The 16,320-nt window shown below is 67.0% G+C and carries 16 protein-coding genes; all 16 read right to left on the minus strand.

The genetic code is table 11. The annotated features are described in order from the left end of the window. Positions 1–14 precede the first annotated feature (14 nt). From ACVK00_RS23775 to ACVK00_RS23850, 16 genes are read right to left on the minus strand one after another with little or no spacing between them, the layout of a single operon-like run. On the minus strand, positions 15–1,253 hold the full coding sequence (locus tag ACVK00_RS23775) for a beta-ketoacyl synthase N-terminal-like domain-containing protein (protein ID WP_284893972.1): 1,239 nt from the start codon (positions 1,251–1,253) through the stop codon (positions 15–17). Continuing rightward, on the minus strand, positions 1,250–2,479 hold the full coding sequence (locus ACVK00_RS23780; RefSeq protein WP_284893971.1) for a beta-ketoacyl-ACP synthase: 1,230 nt from the start codon (positions 2,477–2,479) through the stop codon (positions 1,250–1,252). The genes ACVK00_RS23775 and ACVK00_RS23780 overlap by 4 nt, the downstream gene beginning before the upstream one ends. After that, positions 2,479–3,204, minus strand: coding sequence for a 3-ketoacyl-ACP reductase FabG2 (locus tag ACVK00_RS23785; protein ID WP_228909744.1), 726 nt, complete (start codon positions 3,202–3,204; stop codon positions 2,479–2,481). The genes ACVK00_RS23780 and ACVK00_RS23785 overlap by 1 nt, the downstream gene beginning before the upstream one ends. Beyond that, positions 3,201–3,704, minus strand: a complete 504-nt coding sequence (locus ACVK00_RS23790; RefSeq protein ID WP_284893970.1) for a hotdog family protein — start codon at positions 3,702–3,704, stop codon at positions 3,201–3,203. The genes ACVK00_RS23785 and ACVK00_RS23790 overlap by 4 nt, the downstream gene beginning before the upstream one ends. Position 3,705: 1 nt before the next feature. Next, positions 3,706–4,893, minus strand: coding sequence for a beta-ketoacyl-[acyl-carrier-protein] synthase family protein (locus tag ACVK00_RS23795; RefSeq protein ID WP_284893969.1), 1,188 nt, complete (start codon positions 4,891–4,893; stop codon positions 3,706–3,708). After that, positions 4,890–7,301 (minus strand): MMPL family transporter, encoded by a 2,412-nt coding sequence (locus tag ACVK00_RS23800; protein WP_284893968.1) that lies wholly within the window; start codon positions 7,299–7,301, stop codon positions 4,890–4,892. The genes ACVK00_RS23795 and ACVK00_RS23800 overlap by 4 nt, the downstream gene beginning before the upstream one ends. Continuing rightward, the gene (locus tag ACVK00_RS23805) at positions 7,298–7,975 is read right to left on the minus strand and encodes a LolA family protein (RefSeq protein WP_284893967.1); all 678 of its coding nucleotides are present in this window, start codon (positions 7,973–7,975) and stop codon (positions 7,298–7,300) included. The genes ACVK00_RS23800 and ACVK00_RS23805 overlap by 4 nt, the downstream gene beginning before the upstream one ends. Continuing rightward, positions 7,966–8,394, minus strand: a complete 429-nt coding sequence (locus tag ACVK00_RS23810) for an acyl-CoA thioesterase (protein ID WP_228909739.1) — start codon at positions 8,392–8,394, stop codon at positions 7,966–7,968. The genes ACVK00_RS23805 and ACVK00_RS23810 overlap by 10 nt, the downstream gene beginning before the upstream one ends. Continuing rightward, on the minus strand, positions 8,391–10,001 hold the full coding sequence (locus ACVK00_RS23815) for an HAL/PAL/TAL family ammonia-lyase (protein ID WP_284893966.1): 1,611 nt from the start codon (positions 9,999–10,001) through the stop codon (positions 8,391–8,393). Before ACVK00_RS23815 ends, ACVK00_RS23810 begins: the two co-directional genes overlap by 4 nt. Beyond that, entirely contained in the window at positions 9,988–11,694 is a 1,707-nt protein-coding gene (locus tag ACVK00_RS23820; RefSeq protein WP_284893965.1) for a glycosyltransferase family 2 protein, read from the minus strand. Before ACVK00_RS23820 ends, ACVK00_RS23815 begins: the two co-directional genes overlap by 14 nt. Continuing rightward, on the minus strand, positions 11,691–13,382 hold the full coding sequence (locus ACVK00_RS23825; RefSeq protein WP_284893964.1) for an AMP-binding protein: 1,692 nt from the start codon (positions 13,380–13,382) through the stop codon (positions 11,691–11,693). Before ACVK00_RS23825 ends, ACVK00_RS23820 begins: the two co-directional genes overlap by 4 nt. Continuing rightward, on the minus strand, positions 13,379–14,020 hold the full coding sequence (locus ACVK00_RS23830) for a COG4648 family protein (protein WP_228909735.1): 642 nt from the start codon (positions 14,018–14,020) through the stop codon (positions 13,379–13,381). The genes ACVK00_RS23825 and ACVK00_RS23830 overlap by 4 nt, the downstream gene beginning before the upstream one ends. Beyond that, the gene (locus tag ACVK00_RS23835) at positions 14,017–14,265 is read right to left on the minus strand and encodes an acyl carrier protein (RefSeq protein ID WP_228909734.1); all 249 of its coding nucleotides are present in this window, start codon (positions 14,263–14,265) and stop codon (positions 14,017–14,019) included. The genes ACVK00_RS23830 and ACVK00_RS23835 overlap by 4 nt, the downstream gene beginning before the upstream one ends. Further along, positions 14,262–14,567, minus strand: a complete 306-nt coding sequence (locus tag ACVK00_RS23840) for a phosphopantetheine-binding protein (protein ID WP_284893963.1) — start codon at positions 14,565–14,567, stop codon at positions 14,262–14,264. The genes ACVK00_RS23835 and ACVK00_RS23840 overlap by 4 nt, the downstream gene beginning before the upstream one ends. After that, entirely contained in the window at positions 14,542–15,336 is a 795-nt protein-coding gene (locus ACVK00_RS23845) for a lysophospholipid acyltransferase family protein (protein ID WP_284893962.1), read from the minus strand. The genes ACVK00_RS23840 and ACVK00_RS23845 overlap by 26 nt, the downstream gene beginning before the upstream one ends. Then, on the minus strand, positions 15,320–16,015 hold the full coding sequence (locus ACVK00_RS23850) for a beta-ketoacyl synthase chain length factor (protein ID WP_284893961.1): 696 nt from the start codon (positions 16,013–16,015) through the stop codon (positions 15,320–15,322). The genes ACVK00_RS23845 and ACVK00_RS23850 overlap by 17 nt, the downstream gene beginning before the upstream one ends. Positions 16,016–16,320: the final 305 nt, after the last annotated feature.

A 16,320-nucleotide genomic window follows, 5' to 3' on the forward strand; every position in this document is an offset into this window, starting at 1 on the left:
TCAGTAAGTTCACTTCAATCGCCCTTCCAGGCGTCCAACAACACACTGGCGCAGCTGCCGCCGAATCCGAACGACACCGACAGCGCGCGCTCGATCGAGCATTCGCGCGCGGTACGCACGAGCGGCATGCCGGCGATCGCCGGATCGGGCTCGAGACCGACCGCGGTACCCGCGACAAAACCGTCGCGCATCATCAGCATCGTGTAGATCGCTTCATGCGCACCGCTCGCGCCGAGCGGATGCCCCGTCATTCCTTTCGTCGACGAGAATGCCGGCACGTCGCCACCGAATACGTCGCGGAGCGCCTCAAGTTCCTCGACGTCGCCGAGCAGCGTCGACGGCGCATGCGTGTTGACGTAGTCCGGACGCCGCCCGCTGCCGTCGAGCGCGCCACGCATCGCGCGCGCGATCCCCCGCGCATGAGGCGCCGCCATGCCGGCGTTGTCCGTGGCTTGGCCGAACCCGCTGATTTCCGCGTAAATTCGCGCGCCGCGCGCACGCGCATGCTCGAGCGATTCGAGCACGAGAATGCCCGCACCCGACGCGATCACGAAGCCGTCGCGGCCGAGCACATACGGGCGCGATGCGCACTCCGGCGTATCGTTGAAACTGCTCGACAACGCGCCCATCGCGTCGAACATCAGCGTCATGTTGTCGTGCAGTGCCTCGCTCCCGCCGGCCAGCACGATGTCCTGGTACCCGGAGCGAATCCAGTGCGCCGCCTGCCCGATCGCCAGCGCCGCGCTCGTGCAGGCGGACGACGGCGAGTACGACACGCCTTCGATGCCGAACAATTGCGCAACGCATGCCGACGCCGTGCTGCTCATCGCTTTCGGCACGACATATGGCGGCGTTTTCTCGATACCGCGATGCCGTGCGATCTCCATCGCGTCGTCGTAGTCGGCTATCGATCCGATGCCCGACCCCACGATCGTGCCCGCGCGCGGCGAACGCAGCATCCCGGCGTCGAGCCCTGCATCGTCGAGTGCCGACGCGGCCGCATGCGCGGCGAACCGCGCCGTATCGCCCATGAAGCGCTCGTGCTTGCGCGCGAATCGCGCCGCCGAGGCCACGCTTGCCACCCCGGCGACCTGACTGCGAAAACCGCGCTCGCGCCACGCGTCGACGCGGCTCACCCCCGAGCGGCCGGTGCGCAGCGCGTCCGATACTTCGGCCAGCGAATTGCCGAGGCACGACACGATGCCGAGCCCCGTGACCACGACGCGCGTCGCCGCGCTGCCGACCGCCGTCATGCGCCGATCCGGCGGAAGATCAACGACGTGTTGATCCCGCCGAACGCGAAGTTGTTGCTCATCACGAATTCCGCATCGATCCGGCGTGCGTCACCGATGATGTAGTCGAGCGGCGCGCAAGCCGGATCGACCGTGGTGAGATTGAGCGTCGGCGCATACCAGTTGCGCTTCATCATTTCAATCGTCCACCATGCCTCGAGTGCGCCGCACGCGCCGAGCGTGTGACCGACATAGCTTTTCAGCGAACTGATCGGCATGCGTTCGCCGAACACGGACGCCGTCGCATGACTCTCCGCCACGTCGCCCCGATCGGTCGACGTACCGTGCGCGTTCACGTAGCCGATCGCGTCGGCGTCGAGCGTCGCATCGCTCAGCGCAAGACGCATGGCGACCGCCATCGTCTCGGCGGTCGGCTGGGTAATGTGCGCACCGTCGGAATTGCAGCCGAAGCCGACGATCTCCGCATGGATCGTCGCGCCGCGCGCGACCGCGTGCTCGTACTCCTCGAGCACCAGCGTCGCCGCGCCCTCGCCCACCACCAGACCGTCGCGATCGGCATCGAACGGCCGTGGCGTCAGGTGCGCGGCATCATTGCGCGTACTGGTCGCATACAGGGTATCGAACACGGCCACCGCCGGGCCGGACAATTCTTCCGCGCCGCCCGCCAGCATCAGCACTTGTTTGCCCGCCGCGATCGCTTCGTACGCATAGCCGATCGCCTGGCTGCCGGACGCGCATGCGGACGATGTCGGCACGATCCGGCCTTTCAAATCCCAGAACAGGCTGACGTTGACAGCCGTGGTATGGGGCATCATCTGCACGTAGCTGTTCGACGTGACGTCCCGCATCGAGCCCGTTTCGAGCATCGTGCCGAATGCCCGGATCGGTTCGACCGATCCCGACGACGATCCGTACGCGACGCCCATCCGGCCGTCACGGATCGATGCATCGTCGGACAACCCCGCATCCTCCAGCGCCAGTTCGCTCGCTCGCACCGCGTACATCGACACCGGCCCCATCGAACGCGTCTTCTTGCGCGGATACGTGGGCGGCAGCTCGAACGCCGGCAACGGACACGCAAGCCGCGTATGCAGCGCCTCGAAGCAATCCCATTCCGGCATGCACCGCACCGCGTTGCGCCCGGCGCGCAAGCGCGCTTCGATTTCCGCCCAGCGTTGACCAAACGCGGTCACACCGCCCATTCCCGTCACGACCACTCGCTTCATCACACCATCCCGCCGTTGACGCCGATCACTTGCCGGGTGACGTAGCTCGCCGCATCCGACATCAGGAAACCGACCACCGCGGCGACTTCGTCGGGCTGGCCGACGCGGCCCATCGGCACGGTCTTCAATGCGTGTTCCAGCGGCACATCGTCGAGCATGCCGGTGTCGACCAGCCCGGGCGCCACGCAATTGACCGTGATCTTGCGCGACGCCAGCTCGACCGCCAGCGCCTTGGTCGCGCCGATCAGGCCGGCCTTCGCGGCGCTGTAATTGACTTGGCCGCGATTGCCCATCACGCCCGACACGGACGCGATCGTCACGATGCGGCCGCCGCCGCGCAGGCGCACCATCGGCATGGTCAGCGGATGAACGACGTTGTAGAAGGCGTCCAGCCCGGTTTCGATCACGATGTCCCAGTCCTCTTCGGACAGCGCTGGAAACGCGCCATCCCGCGTCACGCCCGCGCAACAGACGATCCCGTAGTACGCGCCGTTCGTTTCGACATCGGCCTCCAGTTCGCGCCGGCACGCCGCACGGTCGCGCACGTCGAACTGCAGCACGCTTGCCGTGCCGCCCTGCGCGCGAATCGTCGCGGCCACGGCTTCCGCGTCGTCGCGGCCGGTGCGGCAATGCACGGTCACGGCGAAACCGTCGGACGCCGCGCGCAGCGCCACGGCGCGGCCGATGCCGCGACTCGCCCCTGTCACGAGAACTCGCCGAGTCATGAATTGAAGCTCCCCTCGATAAAGGATTGAAAATCGTTTGGTTGGTACACCTTGACGACGGCTTCCGCGCAACACTGGCCGTCGGCATGAATCGCGCATTCGTACGCGCCATGCCCCTCGTCGCCGCGCAGCAGTTCCCGCGCGACGATGCGCAGCGTCGTGTCGGCGCCGAACGCCGTGCGATGCGCGAGATAGCGGTTGGCCCCGAGCAACACGCCCGGTTTCGCGCGGCCGCCCGCGTGCGCGGCGAGCAGGCCGACATGCGCGGCAATCGCCTGCGCCATCAGCTCGATGCCGATCCACGCCGGCATGGCGCCATTGCCGTCGACATACCACGCATCGCGGCGCGCGAGCGCGCTGACCTCGATGCCGGTTTCCGAGCAGCGCTCGATCGCGTCGAGCAGCAGCATCGTGCCGCGATGCGGCAACACGTCCCGCACGTCGCCGACGGGAATATCCGCGCCGCCATGCAGCGCGTCGATCAATGGTCCGGCATTCATGTCAGCCCCCCAGAATCAGGCTGGCATTGCTGCCGCCGAATGCGAACGAATTGCTCATCACGTAGCGTCCTGTTGCAGCGCCGGCCAGACGCTGCTCGCGGTCGACCAGGTCGAGTCCCGGCAGCGCCGGGTCGCGCTCGCCGTCCCAGACGTGCGTCGGCAGCGCGATCCCGCGCGCCAGCGTCAGCCAGCCGAATCCAAGCTCGGTCGCGCCCGCCGCGCCGAGCATGTGTCCTGTCAGCGGCTTGGTGCCGCTCGCCGGTACGCCGTGCGGAAACACCCGTGCCATCATGTTCGCTTCCATCTCGTCGTTCAGACGCGTCGCCGTCGCGTGCAGGTTCACGTAGCCGATCGCGGACGATGCCACGCCGGCGTCCGCGAGCGCGGCGCGCAGCGCGTCCTCCGCGCCGCAGCCCGCCGGATCCGGCGCCGAGATGTGGTGCGCATCGCTCGACTCGCCGACGCCGGCCAGCCGGACCGCCGCTTCATCGCGACTCATCACGAACAGCGCGGCGCCTTCGCCGATATTGATGCCGTTCCGGTTTCGGCTCATCGGATTGGTCCGACCCGGGCTGACCGATTCGAGCGACGCGAAGCCCTGCAGCGTCAGCTCGCACAGCGAATCCGCGCCGCCGACGACGACCGCGTCGCACAGCTTCAGCCGCAGCAGGCGGCGCGCGGCCGCGAATGCCTTGGCACTCGATGTGCACGCGGTCGACAGCGTATAGGCTGGCCCGGCCACACCCAGCACCGCGCGCACGAACGGCGCCGCCGTGCCGATTTCCATCTGTCGATAATCGAATCCGGCAGGCATCGTGCCCGTCGCGGCACGCTGCGCAAGCGCCTGCTCCGCCGCCTGGATGCCGGACGTACTCGTGCCGATCACGACACCGATCCGGCGCGGACCGTAACGTGCGATCGCCGCGTCGACGAAGGATCCGATCTGCGCCAGCGCAGCAAGCAACAGTCGATTGTTCCTGCAATCGAAATGCACGAGCGGGGTTGGCGGCTCGACGTCGAGCGCGGCCCGCACGCTCCCGATCCAGCCGCCGGCAACGCCATCGGTACGCGGCGCCATGCCCGGCGCGACGCCGGCGGGCAATGCGTCGACGATTTCGTCGGTGGTTGCGCCGAGCGCGTTGATCATGCCGGGCGCGGACAGATAGACCGGCGTCAGTCTGGAATTCATGCGCGCCCCTCCTTCGCGGACGGCGTGGCGAGCGGCGCGAACAGCACCGAGAAAACGATCCCCATCGCGAGGGTCGTGCCAAAGCTGCGCAACGCGGGCATCGCGCTCGCGCCGAGCATCCCGAACGACAGCAACGTCGTGGCCGCCGACAGCAGCACGCCGGTCCATACGGCGCCGAGACCAGCCGCGTCCCGCATGCAGCCTTCCCGGAGGAACACCGCGTAGTTGGCGCCCACGCCGAGCACCAGCATCAGCGCGAGCCAATTGAAAAGCGTGAGCGGCACGCCCGCATAACCGAACGCGGCGAGCGTCAACGCGATGGCGAACACGACCGGCAACGTCGTCGCAATACCGCCCCGCATGCCGTATCGCCACATCAGCAGCGCGGCGACCACGACCAGCGCCCCGGCCAGCCACAGGCCGCTGTCGACCCGATAGGCGCCGAACAGGCTCGACACGCTCGCGGCCTTGTCGACCCACGACACGCCCGGCAGCGTGCGCGCCAGCGCCGCGAAAGTCGCCACGTTCGCCGCGTCGACCCGTTCCGGAATCGCCAGTGCCGCATCGACGGGGCCGGTGCCGCCGTCGACCCGCCCGAGCCACAGGTGCCGGAACGGGGCCGACCAGCGTGCCGCCAGCCACGTATCGACGGACAGCGTCGCCGGGGCATCGACGGAATACGCGCGAATCCACGCGTCGGTGACCTCGTCGCGGAAGCCTGCGTGCGCCAGCGTCGCGCGCAGTGCAGCGGCATCGGCAAACACGTGCGTGCCCAGCACGGCGCGATTGTGTGCCTGCTGCTTCGCCGACGGCACGAACGTCGCGATCGACTGGACGCGGCCGACCCGCTGTTGATCGAGCGCCCCGAGCAGCACCTCGGAACGCTCGAGCACCTCTTCCGGAGACGCGCCCTGGACGACGAAGAACTGTGCGGTGTTCGCCAGCCCGACCGCCGCGCGGATATTGCTTTCCTGTCGTGCGAGGCCCGCATCGCGCTGGATCAGCAGATGAATGTCGTCGTCGCTCTTCAGGACGACCCACCCCGGAATCGCAACCAGCGCCACCAGCACGGCGGCGGCCACGGCGCGCCGCCCTGCCAGCAGCGACTGCCAGCCGTTCAGCAGGCGAGCCGCGCACGAGAACACGCGGGACGGCGCGCTTCGGGGCGGCTGAGTAAGCATGAGCGGCAAAAAGCCGGTGACCGCCGCGAACGCGCTGAGGATCCCGACGATCGCAAAGCATGCGATCTGCTTGAGTGCCGGGAACGGCACCCACATCAGAATCGCGTAACCCAGCAGGCTGGTCGCCAGCGCCACCGCGAGTGCCGGCCTGACCGCCGCCGCGCCGCGCCGCGCATCCCATTGCCGCCCGGCTGAAAGGTAGGCGACGAAATACTGGATCGAATAGTCGACAGCCTCGCCGATCAGGCTCACGCCGAACACCAGCGTCAGCAGGTGCAGCTTGCCGAATATCAACAGCGTCGCGGCCAGCGCACACACGATGCCGAATGCCGTCGACGCAAACGCGAGCACCAGCAGGCGCGGCGACCGGAATACGCTCATCAGCAGCAGCGCAATGCCGGCCAGCGACACCGCGCCGATCACGTGCACGTCGCGCTCGGCACTGGCGCGCGCCGCTTCCGCATAGAACACCGCGCCGGCCCGTTCGACGCGAACGCCGCGGAAGTCGGCCGCGAGTGCGCGTTCCGCGTCGGCAGTCGCGACACGTACCGCGTGCTGGACCTGGGATTCATAGGCCGACCCCGCCAGCGACGTCATCACGAGCACGCCCGTTGCGCCAGCGCGATGCGACACCAGCATGCCGTCTTCGAGCGACAGGTTCGATGCCGCGAGCGGCAGCTCGCCGAGCCGGTGCTGCAGCCAGCCAAACGGATCGTCCGCCACGGCAGTCTGCAGACCGTCGACGGGCGGCGCGTAGAGCCGCCGGACGAGCCGTTCGCCGAGCGCGGCGTCGCCTTGTTCGAGCGACCGGCGATCCGCGTCCGTCAGCAGACCGAAACGGGCGGGCATATAGGTCGCCGCGATCTGTGACAGGTCGAACGGCGGCACTTCGACCGTCACCGAACGAAATGCCCCGCTCGCACCAAGCCGCGCGCCAAACTGCTTCGCGGCAGCCTTCGCACGGTCGGCGTCCCGATCGGTCACCAGATAGACGGTGCGATTGCCGAGCACATCGCCGAGCACGTCGACGGCTCGTTCGGCAACCGGATTCGCTTCGGTGGCCGGCAGCAACGCAAGCAGGTTCGTCTGCAACGGTGCGGGCCCGCTGAAGCGCCACACGATGAACGCGATCGCAACCAGCGCGACGAGCAGCCATGCGGTGCACAGCACGCGCCGCCGGCCGCGCTCGCCCGATGCGTCGATCGCGTCCCGCGCCGTATTCATCATCGTGCCTCCAGCCAACCGCGCTCGACCGGCGCGGGCGCGTCGACCGGCGTCGGCCGCACGAACTCGAGCACGGTCACATTGCCGTTCGCAAACGTCATGTCGAGCTTGCCGAGATAGGCACCGCCGCTCATTTCGAGCACGCGGATCGCCTGTGCCAGCTGCGGCTGGTTCGGCCGCAACACCATCCGCCACCGTTCCGGCGTGCCGCTCGCTTCGACGTCGAATTGCGCATACAGTGCCGACAGGTCACCGCCGAGCATGTCGCGCATCATGCGCGACACTTGCGCGACGCCGCGGCCACCGCCGCCCGGCGCGACGAGGCGTCCGTCCGCCCCGACCTCACGCATGCCGCCGTCGGTGATCACATAAGTGGCCTTGTAGGGTGTCTCGATGCGCCAGACGACGCCCGACCTGCGATCGAACAACATCGATCCTGTGCTGACGAGCGGCTGCTTCATCGCCGACAGCGTCTGTGTCTGCCGAAAATCCGCGCGAATCGCGCCGACTCGTGCCAGCCGCGTCGCGACATCGGCAACGAGCGCGGCGTTCGCCGGCCGGGCCACCGCTGTGGCCGCGGTCGGCGCCGGAGCGGCCGCCAGCTCGCCGCCGGCGAGCATCATGCATGCGCCGAGCATCGTCGCCGCAAACCGTCTGGAGCGCAGCGTCAGGCCCATTGCGCACGCACCCTTTCGATCAAGGCCGGCGGCGACACGAACTGCAGTTCGCGCGTCGTCGCATCGATCGCCAGTTGCACCGTATAACCCTTCGTCAAACGCTCGCCGGAGGCTGCGTCGAGGATGTCGTAACCGATCTTCAGCCGGTTCTCGAATTCGAGGAGCGTCGCGCGCACGTCGAGCTGCTGGCTGTAATGGGCGGGACGGACGTATTTCAGATGCGCCTCCACCACCGGCCACACGTAGCCCGACGCCAGCATCGCCGGATAGTCGTAGTCGATCATGCGCAGCAGTGCGGCGCGGCTGCTTTCGAAGTACTTCAGGTAATGCCCGTGCCAGCAGACATTCATTGCGTCGACATCGTGGAACAGCACCTCGACGCGTGCGGTCGCGGTGAGCGGCGCGCGGTTCTCGTTCATGCCGCCTCCCCGCGCCGGCATGCGTCGGACGATCCGCCAATCGACTCGCAGGCGGCCAGGCGCGCGGTCAACGCGCGCAGCTCCGCTTCGAGCGGCCGGTCCTCGACCACCAGCGGCGATTGGCGACCCACATCGTCGATGAACGCGCGCAGCGCGGGCGAAAGCTGCGTGCGCGGGTCGTCGCGCAGCCGCAGACGGACGGCCTGCACGGTCGCAAGCACGTGCGCCGCGGCGACCTGTTCAGTCAGGGCCAGCACGCGCAGGCAATCGCGCGCGGCGATCGTTCCCATGCTGACCTTGTCCTGGTTGTGCGACTCCGTCGATCGCGAGAACACGCTCGCCGGCATCGTGTGCTTCAGCGCCTCCGCGGTCCATGCGGAAGACGAGATCTGCACCGCCTTGAACCCGTGGTTGATCGCGGCACGTTCCGCGGTCGCCCCCGTCAGGTTGCGCGGCAGTCCGTTGCTGAACTTGTCGTCGACCAGCAGCGCGAGCTGGCGATCCATCAGGTCCGCGAGGTTGGCCACCGCGGTCTTCAGCGCATCCATCGCGAACGCGATATGGCCGCCGTAGAAATTGCCGCCGTGCAGCACGCACCCTTCGTCCGGATCGATCAGCGGATTGTCGTTCGCACTATTCAGTTCGTTCTCGATATCGCGACGCATCCACGACAACGCGTCGCGCACCACGCCGATCACGTGCGGCGCGCACCGGACCGAATAGCGATCCTGCAGGCGCCGGCCCGGCAATTCGTCGCGCCCGGCCAGGTCGGCGCGTATCCATGCGGCCGCCTCTGCCTGCCCCGCATGCGGCTTCGCGTCGAACAATCGCGCATCGAAGTGCCCCGCCCGTCCGTCGAGCGCGACCGTCGTCAATGCCGTCAGGCGGGCAGCTATCGACGTCAGGTGCTCGGCACGCGCAAACGCGAGGCAGGCCAGCCCCGTCATGACCGCCGTGCCGTTCATCAGCGCGAGCCCTTCCTTCGGCGCAAGCGTGAGCGGCGCGCGATCGATCGCGCGCCATACGTCCCGCGCGTCGCGCTCGTCGCCGCCGAACGATACGGTGCGCTCGCCGACCAGCGCCGCGGCGACGTAGGACAGCGGTGTCAGGTCGCCGCTTGCCCCGACCGAGCCTTCCGACGGAATGCGCGGCAGGATGCGGTGATTCACCAGATCGGCCAGCCGCTCCAGCAATGTGAACCGCACGCCCGAGTAACCGAACGCGAGCGAATTGAGCCGTGCGACGATGACGGACAACGTCTGCGTCGCGTCGAACCAGTCGCCCATTCCGCAGCCGTGATAACGGGTCAGCTGCAGCGGCAACGCTTCGACGAGCGACGGCGGCACCTCGACCACGCAGGCGTCGCCATATCCGGTCGTTACACCGTACAGGGTGCCGCCGTTCGCGAGATAGTCGCGCAGCCAGGTTGCGCCGCGCTCGATCCGCGAGCGCCACGCGGGCGCCGCATTCAGCGCGACCGGCGCACCATCGCGGGCGATCGCGACGACGTCCTCGATCGTCAGATGCCGGTCGCCGATCACGACGGCCGGCCGGCTCGCGTCCGCCGCGGCGGTTGCCGGGACGTCCTTCATGTCATGCTCGGCCACGCGGACCTCCATCGGGCCGCGCCCAGAAATCGAAGAAGTTGAACCATTGATAGGGAGCCTTGCGGCAATAGTGTTCGAGCCGCGCGGCATAGCGCTGTGCCCATTCGGCGACGTGACTCGCGCGCTCGCGGCGCGGCAGCTCGATTCGGTCTGCGAACGGTTCGAAATAGAGCCGGTAGCCGCGCTGCTCCTTCAGGCAGAAGAACAGGTAGACCGGACAGCCGAGCGCATGCGCGAGGATGTACGGGCCCTGCGCGAACGGGGCCTTCGCGTCGAGAAAACGAGCGTCGACCGTTTTCCCCGAATCATGCGGCGGCACGCGGTCGCCGACGATCACGAGCAGCTCGCCCGCATCGATCCGCGACTGCATCATCATCGCCGTATCCGGCCCGAAGTCCGATACCTCGACCAGTTGCTTGCCGAATGCCTGGTTCGCACCGGCCAGCACACCGGTAAAGCGCTTCGCGTGCTCGGTATAGACGATCGCCGTCACCTTCGTGTGCGCATCGCGCAGCGCAAGCGCCCGTGTCATCTCGAGGTTGCCCAGATGCGCGCCGATCACGAGCGCACCGCGCCCGCTTGCGGCAAGCGCATCGAACGCAGACGAATCGTCGAAGCGCACGTCGAGTTCGTCGAGACGGCCGGACCATGCGACGAACTTGTCGAATCCCGCCTGCGCAAAGGCAAGCATGTGCCGATACGCACTGCGCCATCCCGGCTTCGGCACGGCCGCCGCTTGCGCGTCGCGCAGGCGCGTGATGTACGCATGCGAAGCGGTGCGCGCCGTGCGGTTCGTCAGCACGAAATAGCCGACGATCGGATGCAGCCAGAGCGACGTGAAATCCTTGCCGAACCAGCGGCAGCTCAGGGCCAGCAACGCCATGCCGATCCGGCTGCCGCGTTCCGGCATGCGCCACCATGCGCGCGTGCGCTCCGTCGGCGGCGCGCCGCGCCAACCGATGAGCCGGCGCGTCAGCAGCATCGGCGCGCGCACGAGCATCCCGGCGACGAGCCGTGTGTGGCTCGCGCTGATGCGCACGTTGTCGCGCCAGACGTCGAAATGCGACACGCCGTCGACCGGGTAGACGACGCGCGTCGCGATCGTCCTGAATGCGAGGCCTCGCCAGTGCAGCCTGACCAGGATTTCGCTGTCGAAAGCCATCCGCGTCGGCATCGATACCGTGTCGATCAGTTCGCCGACGGCGTCGACTGGATAAAGACGAAACCCGCACATCGCATCGGGAATGTCCAGCGACAGCGTTTCGATCCACACCCACGCGTGCGTGAGATAGCGGCCGTACAGGCGCGCCTTCGGCACGCTGTCGTCGAAACGTGGCCGCCCGAGAATCACGGCATCCGGCTCGGCCTCGGCGGCCGCGACGAACTTCGGCACGTCGTCGGCATCGTGCTGACCATCGGCATCGATCTGGATCGCGTGCCGGTATCCCTGGGTGCGCGCCGCACGCATGCCGGCCATGACGGCCGCACCCTTCCCCCCGTTGACGGGCAACCGCAGCAGCGTCACGGAGCCGGCATACTGCGCGGCCAGCGCGGCCAGCACCCGCTGGGTGGGCTCGTCGCTGCCATCGTCGACCACCAGAATCGGCAGGCCGTGCACGACCAGCCGCGCGAGCGTGCCGCCGATCGCATCGCGATGGTTGTAGATCGGAATGACGATGCAGGTGCCGCTCATGCCGCCGCCGCGCCGTATACCAGTACGCCCGACGTGCATTCCCGGCCGCCGCACCGAAACGCGAAGCGCGCGCAGCCGCGTACCGGATCATGCGCGATACGCAGCGCCAGCACAGCGCCGGGCGGCACGGGTGCCTTGAACTTCAGGTGTTCGATCGAACGGATTTCCCGTACGGCCGGCATCTCGCGGCCGGCAAGGCGCGCGGCCCAGTCGATCTGCACGACCCCGGGCAGGATGGGCAGCCCTGGAAAATGCCCGTCGAAATGCGCGAGCGTGGGCGGCACGCGCAGTTCGTAATGCAACGCGTCGTCGCTGCGCCACGACGCGAGCAGCTCGAACCCTTCCGGCGTTGCCGTAAAGGCCGCCGCCAGCGCGGCGGCCGGCAGCTTCCCGCGTACATCGAACGGCATCGCGTGCCGGAAACGCCAGTAGCGCGGCAATGCGGCCGCATCGAAATAGGCACCGAGCGCATGCCGCAACGTCGTGGCAACGGCAATCCGCCCGTGCTCCGCCAGCGCGTCTCGCCCCGCCGCGCTCAACACCGCGACGACGCCAACGTGTGGCCGCGTCGCACCGTCGACGACCACCGCGGCCGCCTGCTCGACGTACTCATGCGCGAGTATCCGCGTCTCAAGCTCCGGCAACGAAACGCGCTTGCCGTCGAGCTTGATCACGCGATCGCGCCGTCCCGCGAGCGCGAAGCGCCCCTGCGGGTCGAATCGCGCGGTGTCGTCGGTGCGGTGCCAGCGATCGTGACCGAGATGTGCGGAGCGAACGCACAGTACGCCGTCGTCGTCGCAGCGCACGTCAACGCCCTGCAACGGCTGCCATGCGTGCGAGACGTCCTGACGCCGCCATGCGATGCCGCCGGTTTCGGTGCTGCCGAAGATCTCGAGCGGCGCCGCGCCGAAGGCGTTCGAATAGGCCGCTGCCGCATCGGCCGGCAGCGGGCCGCCCGACGAGAAGAACGCGCACGGCGCGGGTGCCTGCATCGGAAAACCGGACAACGCCGGCCAGCGCATCAGTTGCGACGGCGTCGAGACAACGACACCGCCGCCGTATTCGGCAAGCCGCTGCTGCAGTTGCAACGGCTCGAGCACCGGTGTCCGGTCGAACGCGCGGCCCGCCGCCAGCGGCCACAGGATCCTGAACAGCAGTCCGTAGATGTGGTGATGCGGCACGCTCGACAGCGTCACTGCCGCACCGATCCGGTCGGCCCATTCGCGCTGCAGCGTGCGCACTTCGGCATCGAGCTGCGCGAGCGACTTCCGCACCGGCTTCGCGACGCCGCTGCTGCCGGACGTATAAAGCGTCACCGCGGCCGTCGCGTCGATCCGGCGGACGACGATGGCAGGTTCGCACTCCGTATCGTGCACGCACGCGGCCAATGCCGGCGCATCCAGTACCAGGTCGTATGCATGGGCCAGATCGCCGAGATAGCCGGGCGCGTTGCTGGCCGGAATCACGACTTCGCCCTGCACCGCCGCCACCGCGAAGAATGCGCACGCGAAGTCGTACGGATCGTCCGTGCAGATCGCGACCCGTCGCGCGCCGCTCGCGTCGAGCGTCCGGGCGATGACGTCCACGCGCGCACGCCAATCGCCCAGCGTCAGCACCTCGGCGCCGTCGCGGCAGACCGTCGTGTCGCTATCCGCCGCGGCACACAGCATCTCGTGCAGCGCGATCATGCGACACCCGTGCGCTTTCGTCTGGCGGCAATGACAACGCTGCGCCACAGCCACTCGCCCGCAAGCAACGCACCGATCAGCAGGTACGCGACGAAGCCGTTGTAAAGGGCCCATGATGCACGGCTCCAGTACAACGCCGTGTAGACCGAAAAGCCGCCGTTCACGATGAAGAATGCGCACCACACCTGTGTGACGCGCCGCGTGTAGCGGACGATTTCCGGACTCGGCTCGGGATAGGTCGATCGTGCGAATTTTTCGATCATGGTCGGACCGCGCCGCAGCGTCGCGCCGAACGCGACCAGCAAGCCGGCACTCACACATGCAGGATAGAGATGAAGAAGACGTTCGCTGTCCGTCACGGCAATCGCGACGGACAATGCGGTCAATGCACCCGCCACGCACCAGTCGAGCGTCGTGAGCCGTCGCAGCGCCTTCGCGAGGGTGCCCTTGCCGACCGTGCGTTGCAGCCACAGCAATGCGACGAGCAGGCAACCGACGTAGCGCGGCGACATGCTTTGCCAGGCAAACAGGATGACGAGCGGATAGGCGACAAACAGCACCGCCCTGGCCGCCACGCCTGCCCAACGTGGCAAGCCGGTGCCGGTAGTCGTCCGCGTGCCCGTCATCGCCATCGTCATGCGCGCATAAGCAACGCGTGAACCGCGGCGATGACATCGCCGACGGTGCGCACCGACTTGAATTCTTCGGGCTTGATGCGCTTGCCCGTCATCTCCTGAAGCTTGATGGCCAGATCGACCGCGTCGATGCTGTCCAGGTCGAGCTCTTCGAACAGGTGCGTGTCGGGTGTCACGCGCTCCGGCTCGATCGCGAAATTCTCGTGAAAAATGGCGCGGATGCGCTCCAGGATTTCTGCATCGGTCACGAGTGACTCCCCTTTTCCAGCACGGCTTCTTGCGATGCCGGATGCGACTGCTGTTCGGCAATGAACGCCGCCAGTGTGTTGATCGACCGAAAATGCGCTTTCGTGCGCTCGTCGTTCGCGGCGATCGTCAATTGAAACTTCTTGCGCAGCATGATGCCGACTTCGAGCGCATCGACGGAATCGAGGCCGATTCCGTCGGTCGAGAACAGCGGCGCATCGTCATCGATATCGTCCACCGTCATGTCGCTGAGATCGAGCATCTCGATCAGAAGCTGCTTAATTTGCAGTTTTAAAGTATCCATACTGAAACAGGCTTTGAGTAATATGCACTTCCACCTCGCGGGCAATACTGCGAGCGGCAATCGACGGCGACGTCACATCCGACGCCAGCCGGTTCAGATCCATCGGTTCAAGCACGTCTATGCGCATGCGAAACGCACGAGACGGCACGTGATACCACTGCAGGGTCTTGGTGAATACCGGCGGATCGCAATCGATCAGCACCGGCTGGATTCGGCTGCGTGACTGCAGCGCCATATGCGCGAAGCCGCGTGAGAACGCATGCAGACGATTGCCACCCGGGCTGCGCGTCCCTTCCGGGAAGACGATCATCGTGTAGCCGGCCGCCAGTTGCCGTGCGCCAGCCTCGACGAGACCGACGGCATCGGCATTGCTCACGTACTCGGCTGCACGGACGATGCCCCAGAAACACGGGTTGCCCCAGTGGCCGCGCTTGACGACGCAGCAGGCCTTCGGCGTCAGCGACAGCAGCACCATGACGTCGAGCCAGGTCGGATGATTGGCGACAACGATTGCGGGGCCATCCTTGGCAAGGCGCTCGACGCCGCTCAGTTCGAGCTTCATCACGCCAATGCGCTGCAGCAGCGCGACCAGTACGCGGAAGAAATAATGGATGACGAGCGTCACGCAACGCTGGCGCGAGCGCCGATGCGGCCATAGCGCGCCGACGACGATCGCCAGCACCGAGAACACCGATCCGCAACACGCAAAAAAGGCCAGGCTCATGCCGGTCGCGAACAGGCGCCAGCCGTAGTCAAGCCGCGCGATCATGCCAGCTCCATCGCCAGAATGCGTGTTGGCCACGCCACGACACCGTCGTGCGCGCCGACAGGCAGCGCAGCACTGCCGCGCTTTGCGTACTGGCCGTATCGTCGGCAACGTGTGTGTCGCTCGCGCCGTCAACTTCCATTTCGCAGGTCAGATAGCCGACCGGCTCATCGGTGCCAAGCAGCACGGCAAGCCCGACGCTCTCCGGGTCGTCATCGACATCGCTGTATACAGGGTCGGCCGGTTCGTGCGCATAGACGAGCAACACCGGCGATGCCGGCGACGTGTCGTATTGGGAAAATGCTTCGAGCAGCGCGTAGCCGAGGGTTTCATGGCCGGCCGCGATCGCGGTCGCGGGCGATCGGTCGCGCCGTGCGATTCCGAATATGCCCGTGACCGCATTGAGAACGGAGAGACTGAAGGCCGTCGGTGAGACGGGTTCCGCGGCGCCGATGTCGGAGAGAATGCCGGTGGTACGCGTCAGTTCGCCATGACGCGACGCGAATACCATCCGTAACGTATTTTCCGCTCCGGCGCAGTCATAGGCAGCCTGAAGCGCGAGACGCGACAGCCGGCTCAAGCGGCGACGCACCATCGGATCGAGGGCTTCGACGCCCGGCACCCCCGCGGTCGAAATCGACGTCCATCTGGCGATTGGCATGGTCCAATGCAAATCGGCCATTGTTGTTCTCGTTGAGGTGACTTCTCTTGAGTGTTTTTATATAGCGCCGCCGCGTATTCGGCTGTTGCGCTCCGCTTTCCATGCCGAGTGACCGGCATCTCGGTGCGGCGGAACTGTAACAGGACCGTTACAAAAGATCAACGTTACGGCGTGAGACTTCTTCGATATTTAACCATTTATCAATTTCCCGGAAATTCGTCCATCGTCGGTTATCCCGACAATCCGCCGTCCGACGTACTTTGTACCGATCCTGCACCCGAATGGCTCATAATGTGCTCGATTCCGAATCTCCTTTTCCCTCCCGT

The sequence above is a fragment of the Burkholderia sp. PvR073 genome (assembly GCF_054055695.1).

Excerpts from the sequence above, each read along its gene's own strand:
- ACVK00_RS23775 (WP_284893972.1), bottom strand. The coding sequence starts at position 1,253 with ATGACGGCGGTCGGCAGCGCGGCGACGCGCGTCGTGGTCACGGGGCTC.
- ACVK00_RS23780 (WP_284893971.1), bottom strand. The coding sequence starts at position 2,479 with ATGAAGCGAGTGGTCGTGACGGGAATGGGCGGTGTGACCGCGTTTGGT.
- ACVK00_RS23785 (WP_228909744.1), bottom strand. The coding sequence starts at position 3,204 with ATGACTCGGCGAGTTCTCGTGACAGGGGCGAGTCGCGGCATCGGCCGC.
- ACVK00_RS23790 (WP_284893970.1), bottom strand. The coding sequence starts at position 3,704 with ATGAATGCCGGACCATTGATCGACGCGCTGCATGGCGGCGCGGATATT.
- ACVK00_RS23795 (WP_284893969.1), bottom strand. The coding sequence starts at position 4,893 with ATGAATTCCAGACTGACGCCGGTCTATCTGTCCGCGCCCGGCATGATC.
- ACVK00_RS23800 (WP_284893968.1), bottom strand. The coding sequence starts at position 7,301 with ATGATGAATACGGCGCGGGACGCGATCGACGCATCGGGCGAGCGCGGC.
- ACVK00_RS23805 (WP_284893967.1), bottom strand. The coding sequence starts at position 7,975 with ATGGGCCTGACGCTGCGCTCCAGACGGTTTGCGGCGACGATGCTCGGC.
- ACVK00_RS23810 (WP_228909739.1), bottom strand. The coding sequence starts at position 8,394 with ATGAACGAGAACCGCGCGCCGCTCACCGCGACCGCACGCGTCGAGGTG.
- ACVK00_RS23820 (WP_284893965.1), bottom strand. The coding sequence starts at position 11,694 with ATGAGCGGCACCTGCATCGTCATTCCGATCTACAACCATCGCGATGCG.
- ACVK00_RS23825 (WP_284893964.1), bottom strand. The coding sequence starts at position 13,382 with ATGATCGCGCTGCACGAGATGCTGTGTGCCGCGGCGGATAGCGACACG.
- ACVK00_RS23830 (WP_228909735.1), bottom strand. The coding sequence starts at position 14,020 with ATGACGATGGCGATGACGGGCACGCGGACGACTACCGGCACCGGCTTG.
- ACVK00_RS23840 (WP_284893963.1), bottom strand. The coding sequence starts at position 14,567 with ATGGATACTTTAAAACTGCAAATTAAGCAGCTTCTGATCGAGATGCTC.
- ACVK00_RS23845 (WP_284893962.1), bottom strand. The coding sequence starts at position 15,336 with ATGATCGCGCGGCTTGACTACGGCTGGCGCCTGTTCGCGACCGGCATG.
- ACVK00_RS23850 (WP_284893961.1), bottom strand. The coding sequence starts at position 16,015 with ATGGCCGATTTGCATTGGACCATGCCAATCGCCAGATGGACGTCGATT.